Below are 17608 nucleotides of genomic sequence, written 5' to 3'. Positions count from 1 at the left end.
GGTGGGGGCCGCGTTCGCCACCGGCCTCGGGTTCGCGGCGGTCGCGGTCGCCTCGGTGGAGGGGCAGGTGTCCACCTCGTACTTTCACGGTCTCCTGAACCAGCCTGGGCAGCGCGCCGGGGTGATCGTCACGCTGCTGCTCCTGTGGGTGCCGGTGCTCGGCTTCCTCGGCCAGTGCGCACGCATCGGCGCCGTGCACCGCGACCGCAGGCTGGCCGGGCTGCGCCTCGCCGGGGCGACGCCGAGGCAGGTGCGGCGCATCGCGGCCCTGGAGGCCGGCCTCGCCTGTCTGCTGGGGTCGGCCGTCGCCTCGGTGTTCTGCGCGCTCCTCATGGTGAGCCTGTTGCGGCAGCAGCTTCCGCTGCCGGCCTGGGGCGGCTTCGCCCTGGTGGCGTTCGGCGTGCCCCTCCTCGCCGTGCTGGTGAGTGTGGTCGCGCTGCGCCGGGTCGTGGCCTCACCGCTCGGCCGGGTGCGCCGGGTGCGGCCGCGCCACGGCCGGGTCGCCACCCTCACCCTTGTGGTGCCGACGGTACTGGTGGGCCTGGCTGCCCTGCTGATCGTCATGCGGAGCACCGGACCGGGGGCCACCTCGTTCCCGCTGCTGGTGTTCTCCGCGGTGGCGCTGACCGGTGCGGGCTCGGTGGCGGTTGCCGGGATCACCGCACGGACCATCGGCAGGCGGCTCGCCGCCCGGACCGGAAACCCCGCGGTCCTGATCGCCGCCGAACGGCTCCGGGCCGACCCGTGGGCCACCGCGCGCACCAACGCGGCCGTACTCCTGGTGGCCGTCGTGGGTGTCGGCTTCGTGGGCGTGCGCCAGATCTTCCTCCACTCCGTGCATCACCCGGAGCAGGGCCTGCCCCACAGCCCCGAGGACTTGGCGTTCTACACCACCGGCGCCGACCTGGCGGGCGCCGCCGTCCTGATCGCGCTGCTGATCAGCCTGGGCGGTCTTGCCGTGGGCACCGCCGAGTCGCTCGCCATCCGGCGCCGGGGCCTCGCCGCGCAGGCCGCGGCGGGCGTACCGCAGAAGGTGCTGGGCCGGGCGCTGCTCCTTGAGACCGCGCTGCCGCTGGCCCCGGCGATGCTGCTCGCGGGCTTCGGCGGCGCGGCGGTGTACATCGCGTACGGAAGCGTCGTGGACGCTGCGAGCATCCCGATGGTGGTGCCGCTGCTCGTGCCGGTGGCCGTCTACGCGGCCTGCCTCCTCGCCGCCGCCACCTCCCTGCCCCTGCTGCGCCGTTCGGTGCACCCGGCGGAGCTGCGCTTCGCCTAGCCGCGCCGGGCGGCCCGGGCCGCCCGGCGCCCCGCAGAACTCCGGTTCTCCGGGAGGCGCGAGGGGACTTCCCGGAGAGCCGGAAAAGACGGAAAAGCTGGAAGAAACGGCGGGCCGGCGCACGAAGGAGACGGCGGACCGGTCCGCGCCGAAGGGGCGGAACCGGCCCGCACAAGGCAAGACGAAGGCCCGGATCGTCAGGCGGAAATGCCGTCGATCCGGGCCATCGCGTCCTCCGCGCCGTACGGCTGCAGGTATGGCAGCCAGCGCGGGTCCCTATGCCCGGTTCCGATGATGCGCCAAGCGAGCCCCGTCGGCGGGGCCGGTTTATGGCGCAGGCGCCAGCCGATCTCGACCAGGTGACGGTCGGCCTTGACGTGGTTGCAGCGGCGGCAGGACGCCACCACGTTGTCCCAGACGTGCTGACCCCCGCGACTGCGCGGGATGACGTGGTCGACGCTGGTTGCGACGCCACCGCAGTACATGCACCGGCCGCCGTCGCGGGCGAACAGCGCCCGACGGGTCAGCGGAACGGGCCCCCGGTAAGGGACCCGTACGAACCTCTTCAGCCGGACCACGCTGGGTGCGGGGACAGTAACGGTTGCACTATGCATAAAGGCGCCGGATTCCTCGAGGCAGACAGCCTTGTTCTCGAGGACGAGGACGAGCGCGCGGCGGAGCGGTACGACGCCGAGGGGCTCGTACGACGCGTTGAGGACCAGGACATGCGGCACGGATGGCCTCCTTGTACGCCGGCGGCGCGTGGCTCGCGCCGGGACGATCTGCAGTCAGTCTCCCCTCATGCCTGGTGGAAGCGCCACCATGTCCCGGTAACGGGCTGGGAGTGTTTTCGACCACACCCTCTTCATCCCCAGGTGAGCACAGTCTCTCCCTCGAACATTGCAACGATCCGCACATGCTGCCCCGTTAGTGTGGTGGTTCTGCCCGTCGGTGCCCCTATTCCGATGTCCCTGCCGCGGGCGGACCGCTACGCCTGGAGGTACCTGCCGTGTTCTTGTCCGTCCTGTCGGCCGCCGATCCCACCGAGGAACCGACGGCGCCATCGCTCCAGGACGCCCAGGAAAGCGCGAACAACGCCGCGAGCTGGGTCGAGCAGAACTGGTCCACATGGCTCAGCATCGGCCTGCGCGTGCTGCTGATCCTGGTGATAGCGGCCGTGCTGAGAGTGGTCATTCGGCGGACCATCACGAAGTTCATAGACCGCATGAACCGTACGGCCCAGGCGGTCGACGGGACGGCCCTCGGCGGCCTCCTGGTCAACGTCGAACGGCGTCGTCAGCGGTCCCAGGCCATCGGTTCGGTGCTCCGCTCGGTCGCGTCCTTCGCGATCATGAGCACGGCCGCGCTGATGATCCTCGGCACGTTCGAGATCAACCTGGCCCCGCTGCTGGCCTCCGCCGGTGTGGCGGGCGTGGCCATCGGTTTCGGCGCCCGCAACCTGGTCACGGACTTCCTCTCCGGCGTCTTCATGATCCTGGAGGACCAGTACGGCGTGGGCGACACGGTCGACGCGGGCGTCGCCTCCGGCGAGGTCATCGAGGTGGGCCTGCGCGTCACCAAGCTCCGCGGCGACAACGGCGAGATCTGGTACGTCCGCAACGGCGAGGTCAAGCGCATCGGCAACCTCTCCCAGGGCTGGGCCACGGCCGGTGTCGACGTCACGGTCCACCCCTCGGAGGACCTGGACCGGGTGAAGACGCTCCTCAACCAGGTCGGCGAGGACATGAGCAAGGCCGAGCCCTGGAACGAACGCCTCTGGGGTCCCATCGAGGTCCTCGGCCTCGACAGCGTCCTTCTCGACTCGATGGTCGTCCACGTCTCCGCCAAGACGATGCCCGGCAAGGCGCTGAGCGTGGAGCGCGAACTCCGCTGGCGCATCAAGCACGCCCTCGACGGGGCCGGCATCCGCATCGTCGGCGGCCTCCCCGCCCAGCAGGACGAGGAGGCCGCCCCCGACCCGACGGCGGGCATGGCGGCCCCGTCGGCCTACTCCAACTCCGCGTCCCCCCAGTCGCAGACGGCGTCCCCCATAGCGCCGGCGGCGGTACCGACGAATGTGACGAAGTAGGGGCGAGAGCTTTCTCATACGCGCACCGGCCTCTGTGGGGCGGTATCCGGGTCACTCCGGGTGCCGCCCCACACGCGTGTCCCCACTGTCCGCCGGGTCGCGTGTCCCCTCGACATCCGCCGGGTAACGACTTCATTGCCCGACAGTGGCCGGTATTGACGCGTCCCCCGCCCCGGGCCTACCTTCCTCCCACCGATAGGAAAGTTTCCTAACAGTGATTCCGCGGTGGACTTCCCGGTGGCAGCACTGGGAAGCTGGGCAGCCGAAAGGCAGGTGTCGACACTCATGGCAGGAACCGCCGGTACGCCGGGCACCCCTCGCGTTCTGCGCACCATGAACGACCGTGCCGCACTCGATCTCCTGCTGGAGCACGGGCCGTTGTCCCGGACGCGGATCGGCAAGCTGACCGGCCTGTCGAAGCCGACCGCTTCGCAGCTGCTGGCCCGGCTGGAGGCGGCGGGGCTCGTCCTCGTCACCGGCACCAGCGAGGGCCGGCCGGGGCCCAACGCACAGCTGTACGCGGTGAACCCGGCCGCCGCCTACGCCGCCGGTCTCGACGTGACGCCCGAGCGGATCCTCGCCGCCGTCGCCGATGTGACCGGGCGGACGGTGGGAGAGTACGAACTGCTCACCCCCGGCCGTCGCGCAGGACAGACCGTCGTACGGCAGGTCACCGACGCCCTCGACGGCGCCGTGAAGGCGGCGGGTCTGGTCCGGGCCGACATCCAGCGGCTCGTCATCGGCACCCCCGGCGCGTTCGACCCCAACACGGGACGGCTGCGCTACGCCTCCCACCTCCCCGGGTGGCACTCCCCCGCCCTGCTCGACGAGCTCGCGGCCACACTGCCGATGCCCGTCGAGTACGAGAACGACGTCAACCTCGTCGCCATAGCCGAGCAGCGGCTCGGTGCGGCCCGGGGCCACGAGGACTTCGTACTGCTGTGGAACGAGGGCGGCCTCGGTGCCGCGCTCGTCCTCGGCGGACGCCTGCACCGCGGCTGGACCGGCGGCGCGGGCGAGGTCGGCTTCCTCCCCGTACCCGGCGCGCCGCTCGTGCGGCACGTCACCAAGGCCAACAGCGGTGGCTACCAGGAGCTGGCCGGCTCCCAGGCCATCCCGAAACTCGCCCGTGAACTCGGCATCCAACCCCTGCCGACCGGGCCGTACGCCGAAGTCGCCGCCGCGCTCGTCGAGCAGGCGGCGGACATCAACGCGGGAGCCCACCGGCAGCTCCTGGAGACGTACGCGACGGGGCTCGCCACCGGTCTCGCCTCGCTCGTCTCCGTCCTCGACCCCGAACTCGTCGTCCTCAGCGGCGCCTCGCTCACCAGGGGCGGCGAACTGCTGCGCGCCCTGGTGCAGGCCGAACTGGAGGAGCTGGCCGCACCCCGGCCGCGCCTCGTGGTCGGCGATGTCGACGAACACCCCGTGCTGCGCGGCGCGTTGGAGAGCGCGCTCGCGGCCACCCGCGACGAGGCCTTCGACACCTCGCGCTGAGCACGACCCCGCACGCCTCCCCCGCACATCTCCGTACACAACCCGTCCCACACCCCGTCCCGCCCCAGGGAGACTTCGCCATGCCCGAAATGCCCAGGAAAGCGGTGCTCGCCGCCGCCTCGATAGCCCTTCTCACCACCGCCTGTACCGGTCAGTCGGACACCGGCGCCACGGACGACCCGAACGCGTCGACCACGATCACGTTCTGGCACGGCTGGAGCGCTCCCGCCGAGGTCAAGGCCATCCAGGCGAACATCGACCGCTTCGAGAAGGAACACCCCAACATCAAGGTGAAGGTCGTCGGCAACATCAACGACGACAAGCTCAACCAGGCGCTGCGCGCGGGTGGTTCCAGCGGACCCGACGTGGTGTCGTCGTTCACCACGTCCAACATCGGCAAGTTCTGTTCGTCCGGCGCCTTCGCCGACCTCAAGCCGTTCATCGAGAAGTCGAAGCTCGACCTCGACAAGATCATTCCGAAGCCGATGCTTGAGTACACCCAGTTCGAGGGCAAGCGCTGCGCGATGCCGCTGCTGGGCGACGCGTACGGCCTCTACTACAACAAGGACGCCTTCAAGAAGGCCGGCATCAAGGCGCCGCCGAAGACGTGGTCCGAGTTCACCGAGGTCGCCAAGAAGCTGACGAAGTCCAAGGGCGACTCGTACGAGCAGCTCGGCTTCATGCCGAACTACCACGGCTACGAGACCGTCGTGGACCACTACATGTCGCAGTGGGACCACGCCTACTTCGACAAGGACGGCAAGTCCAGCATCGCCGAGGACCCGGCGTTCGCCGAGATGTTCACGTACCAGAAGAAGCTCGTCGACAGCCTCGGCGGCTTCCAGAAGCTGGAGAAGTACCGCAACACCTTCGGCGACGAGTGGGGCGCCAAGCACCCCTTCCAGACCGGCCAGGTGGCCATGCAGCTCGACGGCGAGTGGCGGCTCGGCATGGCCAAGGACGCGGGCGTGAAGTTCGACATCGGCACGGCTCCCATGCCCGTCGCCGACGACGAGGTCGACGAGTACGGCAAGGGCTTCCTGTCCGGCACGGTCATGGGCATCGCGCCGCAGAGCAAGAAGCAGAACGCGGCCTGGGAGCTGGTGAAGTACATGACGACCGACACCGCGGCCGTCGTCGCCTTCGCCAACGCCATCCGCAACGTGCCGTCCACGTTCGCCGCGCTGAAGTCGCCCGACCTGACGGTCGACCCCGGTTTCAAGACGTTCCTGGACATCGCGCAGAACCCGAACTCCAACACCCCGCCGGCCTCCGTCAACGGCTCGACGTACCAGACGACCCTTCAGGACTTCGGCTACCAGTACGAGTCCGGCAAGGCGAAGGATCTGAAGGCCGGTCTGAAGAAGACGGCCGACCAGATCGACCGTGACATCGAGCAGGCGAAGTAGCACCGATGTCCACGCTCACTCTGCGTGCGAAGCGCCGCCGGTCCGGCCTTGTGGCGAAGCGCAGGAAACAAGCACTGCGTACGGCCGCGTTCATGTCGCCGTGGCTGATCGGCTTCAGCGTCTTCTTCGCGTATCCGCTGATCTCGACCGTGTACTTCTCCTTCATGAAGTACGACGGCTTCGGTGTCCCCGTCTTCCGGGGTCTGGAGAACTGGAACTACGTCTTCAACGACTACCCCATGTTCTGGCCGGCGCTGCGCAACACCCTGTGGCTGGTGGTCGTCATGGTCACCCTGCGGGTCGCCTTCGGCCTGGGCATCGGCCTGTTGATCACGAAGATCAGGACGGGCACGGGTGTGTTCCGCACCCTCTTCTACCTGCCCTACCTGGCGCCGCCCGTCGCGGCGACGCTGGCCTTCGTCTTCCTGCTCAATCCGGGGACGGGGCCGGTCAACTCGGTCCTCGGCGACCTCGGCCTGCCGACGCCCGGCTGGTTCACGGACGCCACGTGGTCCAAGCCCGCCCTCACCATGCTGGCCCTCTGGGGCGTCGGCGACCTGATGGTCATCTTCATGGCCGCGCTGCTCGACGTACCGAAGGAGCAGTACGAGGCCGCCGAGCTGGACGGCGCGTCCGCCTGGCACCGGTTCCGCTTCGTGACGCTGCCGAACATCTCACCGATCGTGATGTTCGCGGTGGTCACCGGCGTGATCCAGACGATGCAGTACTACACACAGCCGCTGGTCGCGGGGAAGGTCGCCTCCGGGATCATCGGCGGCTCGGGCCAGCAGTTCGAACCGGGATACCCCGACAAGTCGACGCTCACCCTGCCGCAGCTCGTCTACAACCTCGGCTTCCAGCGCTTCGACTACGGCTCCGCGTGCGTGGTCGCGCTGGTGCTGTTCGCCCTGTCCATGGTGTTCACCGCGTTCCTGATGCGGCGCCGGGGCGGTCTCATCCAGGCAGGTGACTGACCCATGACCCAAGTACTCGACAAGCCCGTGGAGTTGGGGGCGCCGCCGGTCACACCCGCCGAGCGGACCGCCCGTCGCAAGGCCCTCCTCGAATGGATCGCCGTGCACGCGCTCGGCGTCGCGGCCGCGCTGTTCTTCGTACTGCCCTTCGTGTTCGTCGTCCTCACCTCCCTGATGAGCGACAACCAGACCCTCACCAGGGACCTGGTCCCGGACACCTGGGAGTGGGGCAACTACGCGAAGGTCTTCGACACGCCCGGCTTCCTCACCTGGTGGAAGAACACCCTTCTGTACGCGGGTGGCGGCACCGTCCTGACGGTGGTGTCCAGCATTCCGGTGGCGTACGCGCTCGCCAAGTTCCGCTTCCGCGGCCGGAACCTGTCGTTGATGCTGGTCATCTCGATGATGATGCTGCCGCCGCAGGTCATCATCATCCCGATGTACCTGTTCTGGGCGAAGCAGCTGGATCTGTCGGGCACCCTGTGGCCGCTGATCATCCCGATGGCGTTCGGGGACGCGTTCTCGATCTTCCTGCTGCGGCAGTTCCTGATGACGATCCCGAACGAGTACATCGACGCGGCGAAGGTCGACGGCTGCGGGGACTTCAAAACCCTGCTGAAGGTCGTCCTGCCGATGGCCAAACCGGGCATCGCCGCCGTCGCGCTCTTCCAGTTCTTCTACGCCTGGAACGACTACTTCGGACCGCAGATCTACGCGTCCGAGAATCCCGGCGCCTGGACCCTGAGCTACGGCCTGGAGTCCTTCAAGGGCGCGCACCACACCGACTGGAATCTGACGATGGCCGCGACCGTCCTGGTCATGGCCCCCGTGATCCTCGTGTTCTTCTTCGCGCAGAAGGCGTTCGTCGAGGGCGTCACACTCACCGGAGTGAAGGGCTGAGAATGAAACTCGCAGTAGTGGGCGGGGGCTCCACCTACACCCCTGAACTCATCGACGGATTCGCGAGGCTGAGGGACACCCTGCCCATAGAGGAGCTGGTGCTCGTCGACCCCGCCCTCGACCGGCTGGAACTCGTCGGCGGCCTGGCCCGGCGCATCTTCGCCAAGCAGGGGCACCCCGGGCGCGTCACCACGACCGACGATCTCGACGCGGGTGTCGAGGGCGCCGACGCGGTGCTGCTCCAGCTCCGCGTCGGCGGGCAGGCCGCCCGCAACGAGGACGAGACCTGGCCGCTGGAGTGCGGCTGCGTCGGCCAGGAGACGACCGGCGCCGGCGGCCTCGCCAAGGCGCTGCGTACGGTCCCGGTGGTGCTCGACATCGCCGAGCGCGTACGGCGTGCCAACCCGGACGCCTGGATCATCGACTTCACCAACCCCGTCGGCATCGTGACCCGAGCCCTGCTCCAGGCCGGTCACAAGGCGGTCGGACTGTGCAACGTGGCGATCGGATTCCAGCGGAGGTTCGCCGGAATGCTGGGGGTCACCCCTGCCGATGTGCACCTGGACCATGTGGGCCTCAACCACCTCACGTGGGAGACCGGTGTGCGCCTCGGCGGCCCCGAGGGCGAGAACGTCCTGCCCAAGCTGCTCGCCGAGCACGGCGACACCCTCGCCGACACCCTGCGCATGCCGCGCGACATCCTCGACCGGCTGGGCGTCGTCCCGTCCTACTACCTGCGCTACTTCTACGCGCACGACGAGGTCGTACGAGAACTGGGTACGAAGCCGTCGCGGGCCGCGGAAGTGGCGGAGATGGAGCGGGAGTTGCTGAAGATGTACGGCGACCCGGAGCTGGACGAGAAGCCTGAGCTGCTCGCCAAGAGGGGCGGGGCGTACTACTCGGAGGCGGCCGTCGACCTCGCCGCGTCGCTGCTGGGCGGGGGCGGGAGCACGTACCAGGTCGTCAACACGTACAACCGCGGGACGCTGCCGTTCCTGCCCGACGACGCCGTGATCGAGGTGCAGGCCGCGATCGGGCACTCGGGGGCGACCCCGCTGCCGGTGGCCCCGGTGGACCCGCTGTACGCGGGGCTGATGGCCAACGTCACCGCGTACGAGGACCTGGCTCTGGAGGCCGCGCTGCGCGGGGGACGCGAGCGGGTGTTCCGGGCGCTGCTCGCACATCCCCTGGTGGGCCAGTACGCGTACGCCGAGGGCCTCACCGACCGGCTGATCGCGCACAACCGGGAGCACCTCGCGTGGGCGTGACCGCACGGGTCCTCGCCGTCGACGCGGGGAACAGCAAGACCGACGTCGCGGTCGTGGCGGACGACGGGAGCGTGCTCGCCACGGCACGCGCCGGCGGGTTCCGGCCGCCCGTCGTCGGCATCCGGGAGGCGGTCGACACGGTCGCGGGCGCCGTCGGCCGGGCCTTCGCCGCGGCGGGCGTCGACTCCGTGAACCATGTCTCGGCGTGTCTGGCCAACGCCGATCTGCCCGTGGAGGAGGAGCAGTTGGCCGCCGCGCTGCACGCGCGCGCGTGGGGCACGACGGTGGAGGTCCGAAACGACACCTTCGCGATCCTGCGGGCCGGCGTGGAGGAACCACGCGGGGTGGCCGTGGTGTGCGGGGCGGGCATCAACTGCGTGGGCATGCGGCCCGACGGCCGGGTCGCCCGCTTCCCCGCCCTGGGCCGCATCTCCGGTGACTGGGGCGGCGGCTGGGGCCTGGCCGAGGAGGCCCTGTGGCACGGGGCGCGGGCCGAGGACGGGCGGGGCGGTCCGACCGCGCTGGCCCGCACCCTGCCCGCGCACTTCGGCCTCGACTCCATGTACGCGCTGATCGAGGCCCTGCACCTGGAACACATCGAGCACGCACGACGTCACGAGCTGACGCCGGTGCTGTTCGCCACGGCGACGGACGGCGACCCGGTCGCCCGCGCGCTCGTCGACCGGCTCGCGGACGAGGTCACGTCCATGTCGGTCGTCGCCCTGACCCGTCTCGACCTGCTCGACGAGGAGACCCCGGTCCTGCTCGGCGGGGGCGTCCTGGCCGCCCGCCACCCCCAACTCGACGACCGGATAAGGGAACTGCTGGCCGAGCGCGCCCCCAAGGCCGTACCCAGCGTCGTCATCGCTCGTCCGGTCCTCGGATCGGCCCTCCTCGGACTCGACCACGAGGGTGCCCCGGCCCTGGCGCACGCCCGCGTGCGGGAGTTTTACGAGAGGGTCTGAGCGCGCCGGGAACCGAACAGTTCGGGTTGGCGTATTCATGGGCAGGGGTGGTACGGGATCTTCGCCGTGCTGCGATCCGGACAAGGCCTTGCTGCAATCGGAACAAGATCGCGGCAAGGCCTGTGCGGATGTCAGTCCCGGCGGCGATACTTGCGGCCGTGTACCTCTGCCCGCGCTTCCTGGCGCCCGGGCGGAGGTGACCGGCCTATGACCATGGGGGAGGTCGAGTGACATATCAGCAGAAGGGCGGTGCGGCGCCACCGGGGGCGCCCGCGCCCACGATGCCCGCGGTGCCGCCTCAGGCTCCGCCGCCCGGGCCGCAGGTCCGCTCCGCCGTGCCCGACACCGGGCCTCCCCGCCGTACGGCGTGGGCGGAGGGCGTGGACCAGCTGCGTGCCGCGGCGACCACCGAGCCCGGGCGGCTGCGCATCATCGGCGCGGTGCTCGCCCTCCTCGTCGTCGCGTTCGGGGTGGTCACCGCCTGGGAGATGACGGACCGTTCGGCCGCCGCGGACGACGTGCTGTACAGCAGCCAGCCGCTGAGCGCCGACGCGGCGGAGATCTACCGCTCCCTCGCCGACGCCAACACGGCCGCGTCCAGCGGCTTCCTCGCGGGCGGCCAGGAGACGAAGGCGTCCCGCGACCTCTACGAGAAGGACATCGACAACGCGGCGGAGAAGCTGGTCACCGCGGCGGCCAACTCGGAACCGGGCTCGGCCTCCGAGAAGACCATCACCAAGCTGAACCGGATGCTGCCCGAGTACAAGGGCCTGGTGGAGCGCGCCCGGGCCAACAACCGCCAGGGCTTCCCCCTGGGCGGCGCCTACCTCCGGTACGCGAACTCGAAGATGCAGGTGATGCTCGATGACGCCGAGCGTCTCTACACGGTGGAGAACCAGCGCCTGCGCGCCGACTACGACGACGCGACGCCCTACCCGTGGATCGCGATCGGCACCGGAGTCCTCGCCATCGGCGGCCTCGCCTGGGCCCAGCACCGCAACTACCGCCGTACGAACCGTGTGCTGAACCACGGCCTGGTCGCCGCCACGGCCGCCTCCACGGTCGTCCTGCTGTGGCTGGTCGTCGGCCACAGCGTCGCCCGCGCCGGCCTGAACGACTCGTACGACAACGCGGTCCGCTCGCTGAACACGCTCAACGACGCCCGGATCGCCTCGCTCAAGGCCCGGGGCAACGAGAACCTCACACTGGTCGCCCGCGGCGCGGAGACCAGGAACGTGGGCACGCCCGAGAAACCGGACATCGTGGACGTGTACGACTACGACTACGAGCAGCAGATGAAGGCCCTCACCACGAAACTGGCCGCTGCCGAGGGCCTCGCCGACAACAGCGCGGGCGAGAAACCGGTCCAGGACGCGACGGCCAACATGAAGGTCTGGAAGGACCGGCACGAGGAAGCCCGCACGCAGGACAACCTGGGCAACTACCAGGGCGCGCTGGACCGGGTGATCGGCTCCAACGACAAGAAGCCCACGGGCGAGTGCTTCAGGAACGTCGACACGGCTCTGGCCACGGCGATCGAGCACGAGGAGACCGAGTTCAAGCAGGCCGCCGGAGACGGCCGGGGCGCGATGAACGGCCTTGTGGTGGGCGCCGCGGTCCTCGCGGCGCTGGCCGCGGCCGGCGCGGTGCTCGGCATCGGGCGCAGGCTGTCGGAGTACCGGTGAGAGGGGGCATGACGATGAACGCACGGCGTTTGCGGACCAGTCTGAGGGGCTGGGGCGGGGTGGGTGCGATGGCGGTCGTCTGCGCCCTGGCGGCGGTGTTCGCGCTGCTGCTGCCGGTGACCCAGAGCCGCGAGGACGGCGGCACGGACGCCGACGGCCAGGGTGTGGCCCAGGGCTCCCAGGCCAGGGCCGAGGACTGCGTGGACCCCGAGGACCAGAGCCTGGCACCGGACTCCGGCCCCCAGGACGGTGCGACCATCCAGAAGATCAAGGAGCAGGGCTCCCTGACGGTCGGCGTCGACCAGAACAGCTACCGCTGGGGCTACCGCGACCCGAACAGCGAGGCGAAGAAAGCCGAGTTGGAAGGCTTCGACATCGATCTCGTGCACGCGATCGCCCAGGACATCCTCGGCGACCCGGACAAGGTCGTCTTCCGCGCCATCCCGACCAACGAGCGCATCCCGGCGATCCAGCGCGGCGATGTCGACATGGTGGTGCGCACCATGACGATCAACTGCGACCGGCTGGGTCTCGTGGCGTTCTCCTCGCCCTACTTCAAGACCGGCCAGCAGGTGCTCGCCCCGAAGAAGTCGGACATCAAGGGATACGACGACACGCTCGCGAACAAGCGGATCTGCTCGGCGTCGGGCTCGATCGCCCTCGACAAACTGAAAGCTGACCTGGGAAGCGTCATCCCCAAGTCCGCCAACATCGACACCGTCGTGCCGAACCAACTCGACTGCCTGGTGCGGCTGCAGCTCGGTGAGGTCGACGCCGTGGTGACCGACGGCGCGCTCGCCGCGAGCCAGGCCGCGCAGGACCCGACGATCGAGCTCAAGGACAAGCCCTTCACGGACGAGTACTACGGCGTGGCGATGAAGAAGGGCGCAACCGATCTGATACGCCGGGTCAACCAGATCCTGGTGGACTACCGCAAGGCCGACTGGCAGAAGTCGTACGACACCTGGCTCGCCGGGACGCTTGGCAAGGGCGACGGGCCGCCCGCGGTCCAGTACAAGTAGCCGGAATGTTCCAGTAGTTCCTCACGAACAGGTCTTCACGCGCTACTTCACAAAAGTTCTTCACGCAGTTCTTCACGAAGCGAGGGGTGATCGATGGGCGACACGGGACCCTCCGGGCCGGTGATGGACCGGGACGAGGTGGACCGTGCGCTGGCGCGGCTCGGCGCGGAGCACGAGGCCATCGAGACCTCGCTCCTCGCCCTGCAGGACCACGCGGGCCGCAGACTCCTCGAAGGCGCCGAGCTCACTGGTACGACCAAGGAGCGCTGGGGCGCCGCCGAGGCGTCGATCTCCCTGCTGTGGGCGTACTTCGACGCGTACGCCGACGCGTTGCGCTCCGCGCGGGAGATCCGCTCGCGCAGACGCTGGTCGAACCGCGAGGACCTCGTGGAGCTCACCGAGTTGCTGCGCGGCGAGAGCGTCACGGTCGCCGGCAGCGCGTCCGCGACGGCAGCCGCGCCCACGATGGCGGGCACGGGCAAGCTCAGCGAGAGCTTCTCGCTGGCCGAACTCGTGGAGCGCATGAACGAGTTGTACGCGACCTCGCTGGACATGGTCGTGACGGCCGACGCCGTGTGGTCGGCGCTGCCCGCCCGGATCGATTTACTGGCCGCGGAGTTGCAGCGCACCCGCCAGCTCGCGCACTCCGTGGGCGTACGGCCCGGTGAGCACCCGTCGGGCGACGACCTGGAGCGGATCACGCGCACCCTGACCGTGCTGCGCGAGCGGGTGGTGTCCGATCCGCTGGACTTCTGGCTGCCCGCGCAGGGCAGTTCGGCGCCTGGCGGCGGGCGCCCCGACACCACGCGCTACGACCGCGAGGCGCGCGCCCTGGAGGAGGTGCGCCGCGAGATCGACGCGGTGCTCACCGTGCGGCAGGACGCGGAGGCGCGGCTGGTGCGGCTGCGGGACGTGCTGAGCCGCGCGGACCGCACGCTCGCCGAGGCGCGAAGTGCCCGTGGCGAGGTCCTCGCGAAGATCGCCGCGTCCGAGGTGCCCGCGGTGAGCGGCCCGCCGACCGCGCTGCAGGAGCAGCTGGCGACGGCCGCCGAGTACCGCAGGCACGCCCAGTGGCACCGCCTCTCGCCGCTCCTGGAGTCCCTGGAGGCGAAGGCCGACGACGAACTGCTGCGCGCCCGCGAGTCGTTGACCGCGGTCACCGCGCCGCTCGCGGTCCGCGCGGAGCTGCGCGGCCGTCTCGACGCGTACAAGGCGAAGGTCGCCCGGCACGGCTTCGCCGAGGACCCGCTGCTGGTGGAACGGTACGACGCGGCGCGCCGCATGCTGTGGAGCGCGCCCTGCGACCTGCGTGTGGCGGAACAGGCGGTGCTGCGCTACCAGCACGCGGCCGCCGAAGTGCTGGTGCCCAGGGTCCCCGGGCACGGCGGACCACAGGACCGGAGGGGGGAATCGTGAGTCAGCAGAACGTCAACACCGAAGCGAGTGGGCAGAGTTCGCAGCAACCGTGTCAGCGGCCCGGCTGCTCGGGGTCGTACGAGGACGTGGGCGGCGGCGAGCTGTACTGCGACACCTGCGGTCTGGCCCCGGTCGTCTCGTCGACCGGCATGGTGGGCTCCCCGCCGACCGGGATCACCGGGGGCGGCAGGAGCGGTTCGCGGGGTTCGGGCAGCGCCAGTTCGCGCGCCAGCTCCCGCGCCTCCTCACGTGCCTCGTCCCGGTCGTCCCAGTCGCGGCGCTCGGTGTCGGGCCGTCTCTCGCGCTCGGTGTCGGGCCGCACCACGGGCCGTTCGGTGTCGGTGCGCAGTTCCGGCTCGACCGCCGGGTCCTCGGGGCGCGGCCGGCTCGGCGTCGGCCTGGTGCAGGTCCCGGACGTGCCGCGGCCCGACCCGCGTGTGATGATCCAGGAGAACCCCGAGGTCCCCGAGCGCAAGCGGTTCTGCTCGCGCTCCGACTGCGGTGCGCCGGTGGGGCGTTCGCGCGGCGAGCGGTCCGGCCGTACGGAGGGCTTCTGCACCAAGTGCGGCCACCCGTACTCGTTCGTGCCGAAGCTGCAGACCGGTGACATCGTGCACGGTCAGTACGAGGTCGTGGGCTGCCTCGCGCACGGCGGGCTCGGCTGGGTCTATCTCGCCGTCGACCGTGCGGTGTCCGACCGCTGGGTGGTCCTCAAGGGCCTCCTCGACACGGGCGACCAGGACGCGATGGAGGCCGCGATCTCCGAGCGCCGCTTCCTCGCCGAGATCGAGCACTCCAACATCGTGCGGATCTACAATTTCGTCGAGCACCTCGACCAGCGGACGGGTTCGCTGGACGGGTACATCGTCATGGAGTACGTGGGCGGCAAGTCCCTCAAGGAGATCGCCAACGGCCGCCGCACGGCGACCGGCAAGCGCGATCCGCTGCCGGTGGAGCAGGCCTGTGCGTACGGCATCGAGGCGCTTGAGGCCCTCGGTCATCTGCACAGCCGCAACCTCCTGTACTGCGACTTCAAGGTCGACAACGCGATACAGACCGAGGATCAGCTCAAGCTGATCGACATGGGCGCGGTGCGCAGGATGGACGACGACGAGTCGGCCATCTACGGCACGGTCGGCTACCAGGCGCCGGAGGTCGCAGACGTCGGCCCGTCGGTCGCCTCGGACCTCTACACGGTCGCCCGCACGCTGGCGGTCCTGACCTTCGACTTCCAGGGCTACACGAACGTCTTCGTGGACTCCCTGCCCGACCCCGACAACATCGAGGTCTTCCGCACGTACGAGTCCTTCTACCGGCTCCTCGTGCGCGCCACCGACCCCGACCCGGCCCGCCGGTTCGCCTCCGCGCAGGAGATGGCCGAGCAGCTCACGGGTGTGCTGCGCGAGGTCGTCTCCGTGCAGACGGGCCGCGCCCGTCCCTCGCTGTCCACCCTGTTCGGACCCGAACTGAAGGTCACGGACACGGAGTTGTTCGGCTCACTGGCCGGCGACGTGTCGCGACTGGGCATGCGGATCGATCCCGTACGGGGCAAGAAGGGCGCGCCCGCGCTGACGGCCGGGGCGAACAGGACGAACGGTACGAACGGGGCGACGGCAGCGAGCGGGACCGCCGGGCCGAACGGCACGCCGTTCCTCCCGCCGCCCTCCGCGGCCGCTCAGGCCTCCCTCATCAAGCCGCTGAACACCGCCGCCGCGGCCCTCGCACTGCCGGTGCCGCGGGTGGACCCGGGCGACCCGAACGCGGGCTTCCTGGCCGGGCTGATGACGTCCGCACCGGCCGAGCTGATCACCGCGCTGCAGGCGGCGCCCACCGGCTCCCTGGAGCTGCGGCTGCGCGAGCTGCGGGCCCGCCTGGAGATGGGCGAGCTCGACCAGGCGACCAGGACCCTCGAAGCCCTGGAGTCGGACCACCCCGACGACTGGCGGGTGGTCTGGTACCGCGGCGTGGCGGCGCTCGCGACCGGCGACCACGAGGTCGCGGCGGTGTCCTTCGACGCGATCTACGACGCGTTCCCCGGCGAGCCCGCGCCCAAGCTGGCCCTCGGCGTGTGCGCGGAGGTCCTCGGGCAGCTGGACAACGCCGCCGAGTACTACCGCCTGGTGTGGACCACCGACCCCAGCTATGTGAGCACCGCGTTCGGCCTGGCCCGCGTCCAGCTCGCGGCGGGCGACCGCCGTGGCTCCGTACGGACGCTGGAGTCGGTGCCGGAGGCGTCGATCCACTACACGGCGGCCCGGGTGGCCGCCGTGCGGGCCCGGCTGCGCCAGCGGCTGGCCGAGACCGCGCCGCCCCCACCGGGCCCGCCGGCTCTGGGTACGTCCGGTACGGCGGTGCCCGCCGCGGGCGTGCCCGGTACGGGAGTTCCCGGGCCGGGGCTGTCCGGTGCGGGCGTGCCCGACGCCCCGTTCCTGGACGACCTGACCTCGGCCGCGGCCCAGGTCGAGGCGCTGGACGGGTACGGTCTGGACGCGGTGCGCCGCGAGCAGTTGTCCACAGAGGTCCTTGGTTGCGCCCTGGACTGGGTACTCTCCGGTAGCCAGGGTTCCGCCCCGCCGAGCACTGGGGCGCGGACCGTACTGCTCGGCAGCGACCTGGACGAGCGGGGCCTGCGCTTCGGTCTGGAGCGCTCGTACCGGACACTGGCCCGGCTCGCCCAGCGTGGCGAGGAGAGGATCGATCTGGTGGAGCGCGCCAACCGCTACCGCCCCCGGACGTGGGTGTAATTGATGTCGCAGATGCCTCAACTGGCCGCCTGCCCCAGCTGCGAGGAGCCGCTGGAGTCGGGGGACCGTTTCTGCGGTGCGTGCGGGTACGACCTGACCGCCGTACCCGCGCCGCCGGACGACAACCCCACGGTCGCCGTCAACGGGGCTGCGCCGCGGCCCCCTTCGGCCGCGGCGTCCGTGGACTGGCCGGTCGCCCCCGAGGTGGACACCTCGGACACACCCGCGCCCGTGGTCCTGCCGACGGACATCGACGGCCGTGAGTCGGCCGGCTCCGACAGCCCGGGCGTACGGTTCGACCGGCCCGCGCAACCGCCGTCGCCGTCGGCCGCGCAACCGCCGTCGCCGTCCCCCGCCGCACCT

At 70.4% G+C, this 17608-nt stretch carries 14 protein-coding genes; 13 read left to right on the top strand and 1 reads right to left on the bottom strand.

The genetic code is table 11. From position 1 onward, the window contains the following. A partial coding sequence (locus O3Q52_RS28825; protein WP_269651617.1) for an FtsX-like permease family protein occupies window positions 1-1276 on the top strand: 1276 nt, incomplete at its 5' end. 197 nt (window positions 1277-1473) lie between these two features. Here the strand turns inward: O3Q52_RS28825 and O3Q52_RS28820 are convergent. Further along, on the bottom strand, window positions 1474-2010 hold the full coding sequence (locus O3Q52_RS28820) for an HNH endonuclease (protein ID WP_055611422.1): 537 nt from the start codon (window positions 2008-2010) through the stop codon (window positions 1474-1476). A 275-nt stretch (window positions 2011-2285) separates the two neighbouring features. On the opposite strand from O3Q52_RS28820, the gene O3Q52_RS28815 reads away from it, so the two are divergent. The 12 genes from O3Q52_RS28815 to O3Q52_RS28760 form a co-directional block, all read left to right on the top strand. Then, complete coding sequence (locus tag O3Q52_RS28815) at window positions 2286-3365, top strand: mechanosensitive ion channel family protein (RefSeq protein ID WP_269651616.1); 1080 nt, start codon at window positions 2286-2288, stop codon at window positions 3363-3365. Window positions 3366-3650: 285 nt separating this feature from the next. Beyond that, window positions 3651-4862 carry an ROK family transcriptional regulator gene (locus O3Q52_RS28810; RefSeq protein WP_269651615.1) on the top strand — a complete coding sequence of 404 codons (1212 nt, stop codon included), beginning with the start codon at window positions 3651-3653 and terminating at the stop codon, window positions 4860-4862. 80 nt (window positions 4863-4942) lie between these two features. Further along, window positions 4943-6271, top strand: coding sequence for an ABC transporter substrate-binding protein (locus O3Q52_RS28805; RefSeq protein ID WP_269651614.1), 1329 nt, complete (start codon window positions 4943-4945; stop codon window positions 6269-6271). A 5-nt stretch (window positions 6272-6276) separates the two neighbouring features. Next, window positions 6277-7245: a carbohydrate ABC transporter permease gene (locus O3Q52_RS28800; RefSeq protein ID WP_269651613.1), complete on the top strand. Its 969-nt coding sequence runs from the start codon at window positions 6277-6279 to the stop codon at window positions 7243-7245. 3 nt (window positions 7246-7248) lie between these two features. Beyond that, window positions 7249-8145 (top strand): carbohydrate ABC transporter permease, encoded by an 897-nt coding sequence (locus O3Q52_RS28795; protein WP_269651612.1) that lies wholly within the window; start codon window positions 7249-7251, stop codon window positions 8143-8145. A gap of 2 nt (window positions 8146-8147) precedes the next feature. Continuing rightward, window positions 8148-9413, top strand: coding sequence for a 6-phospho-beta-glucosidase (locus O3Q52_RS28790; protein ID WP_269651611.1), 1266 nt, complete (start codon window positions 8148-8150; stop codon window positions 9411-9413). After that, the gene (locus O3Q52_RS28785) at window positions 9404-10378 is read left to right on the top strand and encodes an N-acetylglucosamine kinase (protein ID WP_269651610.1); all 975 of its coding nucleotides are present in this window, start codon (window positions 9404-9406) and stop codon (window positions 10376-10378) included. Before O3Q52_RS28790 ends, O3Q52_RS28785 begins: the two co-directional genes overlap by 10 nt. Before the next feature lie 281 nt (window positions 10379-10659). Continuing rightward, on the top strand, window positions 10660-12063 hold the full coding sequence (locus tag O3Q52_RS28780; protein WP_269651618.1) for a hypothetical protein: 1404 nt from the start codon (window positions 10660-10662) through the stop codon (window positions 12061-12063). Between the two features lie 14 nt (window positions 12064-12077). Beyond that, the gene (locus tag O3Q52_RS28775; protein ID WP_269651609.1) at window positions 12078-13085 is read left to right on the top strand and encodes a glutamate ABC transporter substrate-binding protein; all 1008 of its coding nucleotides are present in this window, start codon (window positions 12078-12080) and stop codon (window positions 13083-13085) included. 93 nt (window positions 13086-13178) lie between these two features. Beyond that, a complete protein-coding gene (locus tag O3Q52_RS28770) occupies window positions 13179-14501 on the top strand; it encodes a hypothetical protein (RefSeq protein ID WP_269651608.1) in 1323 nt (440 codons plus the stop codon). After that, the gene (locus O3Q52_RS28765; protein WP_269651607.1) at window positions 14498-17245 is read left to right on the top strand and encodes a serine/threonine-protein kinase; all 2748 of its coding nucleotides are present in this window, start codon (window positions 14498-14500) and stop codon (window positions 17243-17245) included. The genes O3Q52_RS28770 and O3Q52_RS28765 overlap by 4 nt, the downstream gene beginning before the upstream one ends. Before the next feature lie 3 nt (window positions 17246-17248). Then, window positions 17249-17608 (top strand): zinc ribbon domain-containing protein (locus O3Q52_RS28760; protein WP_269651606.1); only part of this gene is annotated, 360 nt, incomplete at its 3' end.

The sequence above is a fragment of the Streptomyces sp. ActVer genome, from assembly GCF_027270795.1.
Classification (GTDB): Bacteria; Actinomycetota; Actinomycetes; order Streptomycetales; family Streptomycetaceae; genus Streptomyces; species Streptomyces umbrinus_A.
This window is presented reverse-complemented; position numbering and strand designations above follow the sequence as displayed.

Bases quoted from the DNA above. Each gene is read 5' to 3' on its own strand.
- O3Q52_RS28810 (WP_269651615.1), top strand. From the start codon at position 3,651: ATGGCAGGAACCGCCGGTACGCCGGGCACCCCTCGCGTTCTGCGCACC.
- O3Q52_RS28805 (WP_269651614.1), top strand. From the start codon at position 4,943: ATGCCCGAAATGCCCAGGAAAGCGGTGCTCGCCGCCGCCTCGATAGCC.
- O3Q52_RS28800 (WP_269651613.1), top strand. From the start codon at position 6,277: ATGTCCACGCTCACTCTGCGTGCGAAGCGCCGCCGGTCCGGCCTTGTG.
- O3Q52_RS28795 (WP_269651612.1), top strand. From the start codon at position 7,249: ATGACCCAAGTACTCGACAAGCCCGTGGAGTTGGGGGCGCCGCCGGTC.
- O3Q52_RS28790 (WP_269651611.1), top strand. From the start codon at position 8,148: ATGAAACTCGCAGTAGTGGGCGGGGGCTCCACCTACACCCCTGAACTC.
- O3Q52_RS28780 (WP_269651618.1), top strand. From the start codon at position 10,660: ATGCCCGCGGTGCCGCCTCAGGCTCCGCCGCCCGGGCCGCAGGTCCGC.
- O3Q52_RS28775 (WP_269651609.1), top strand. From the start codon at position 12,078: ATGAACGCACGGCGTTTGCGGACCAGTCTGAGGGGCTGGGGCGGGGTG.
- O3Q52_RS28770 (WP_269651608.1), top strand. From the start codon at position 13,179: ATGGGCGACACGGGACCCTCCGGGCCGGTGATGGACCGGGACGAGGTG.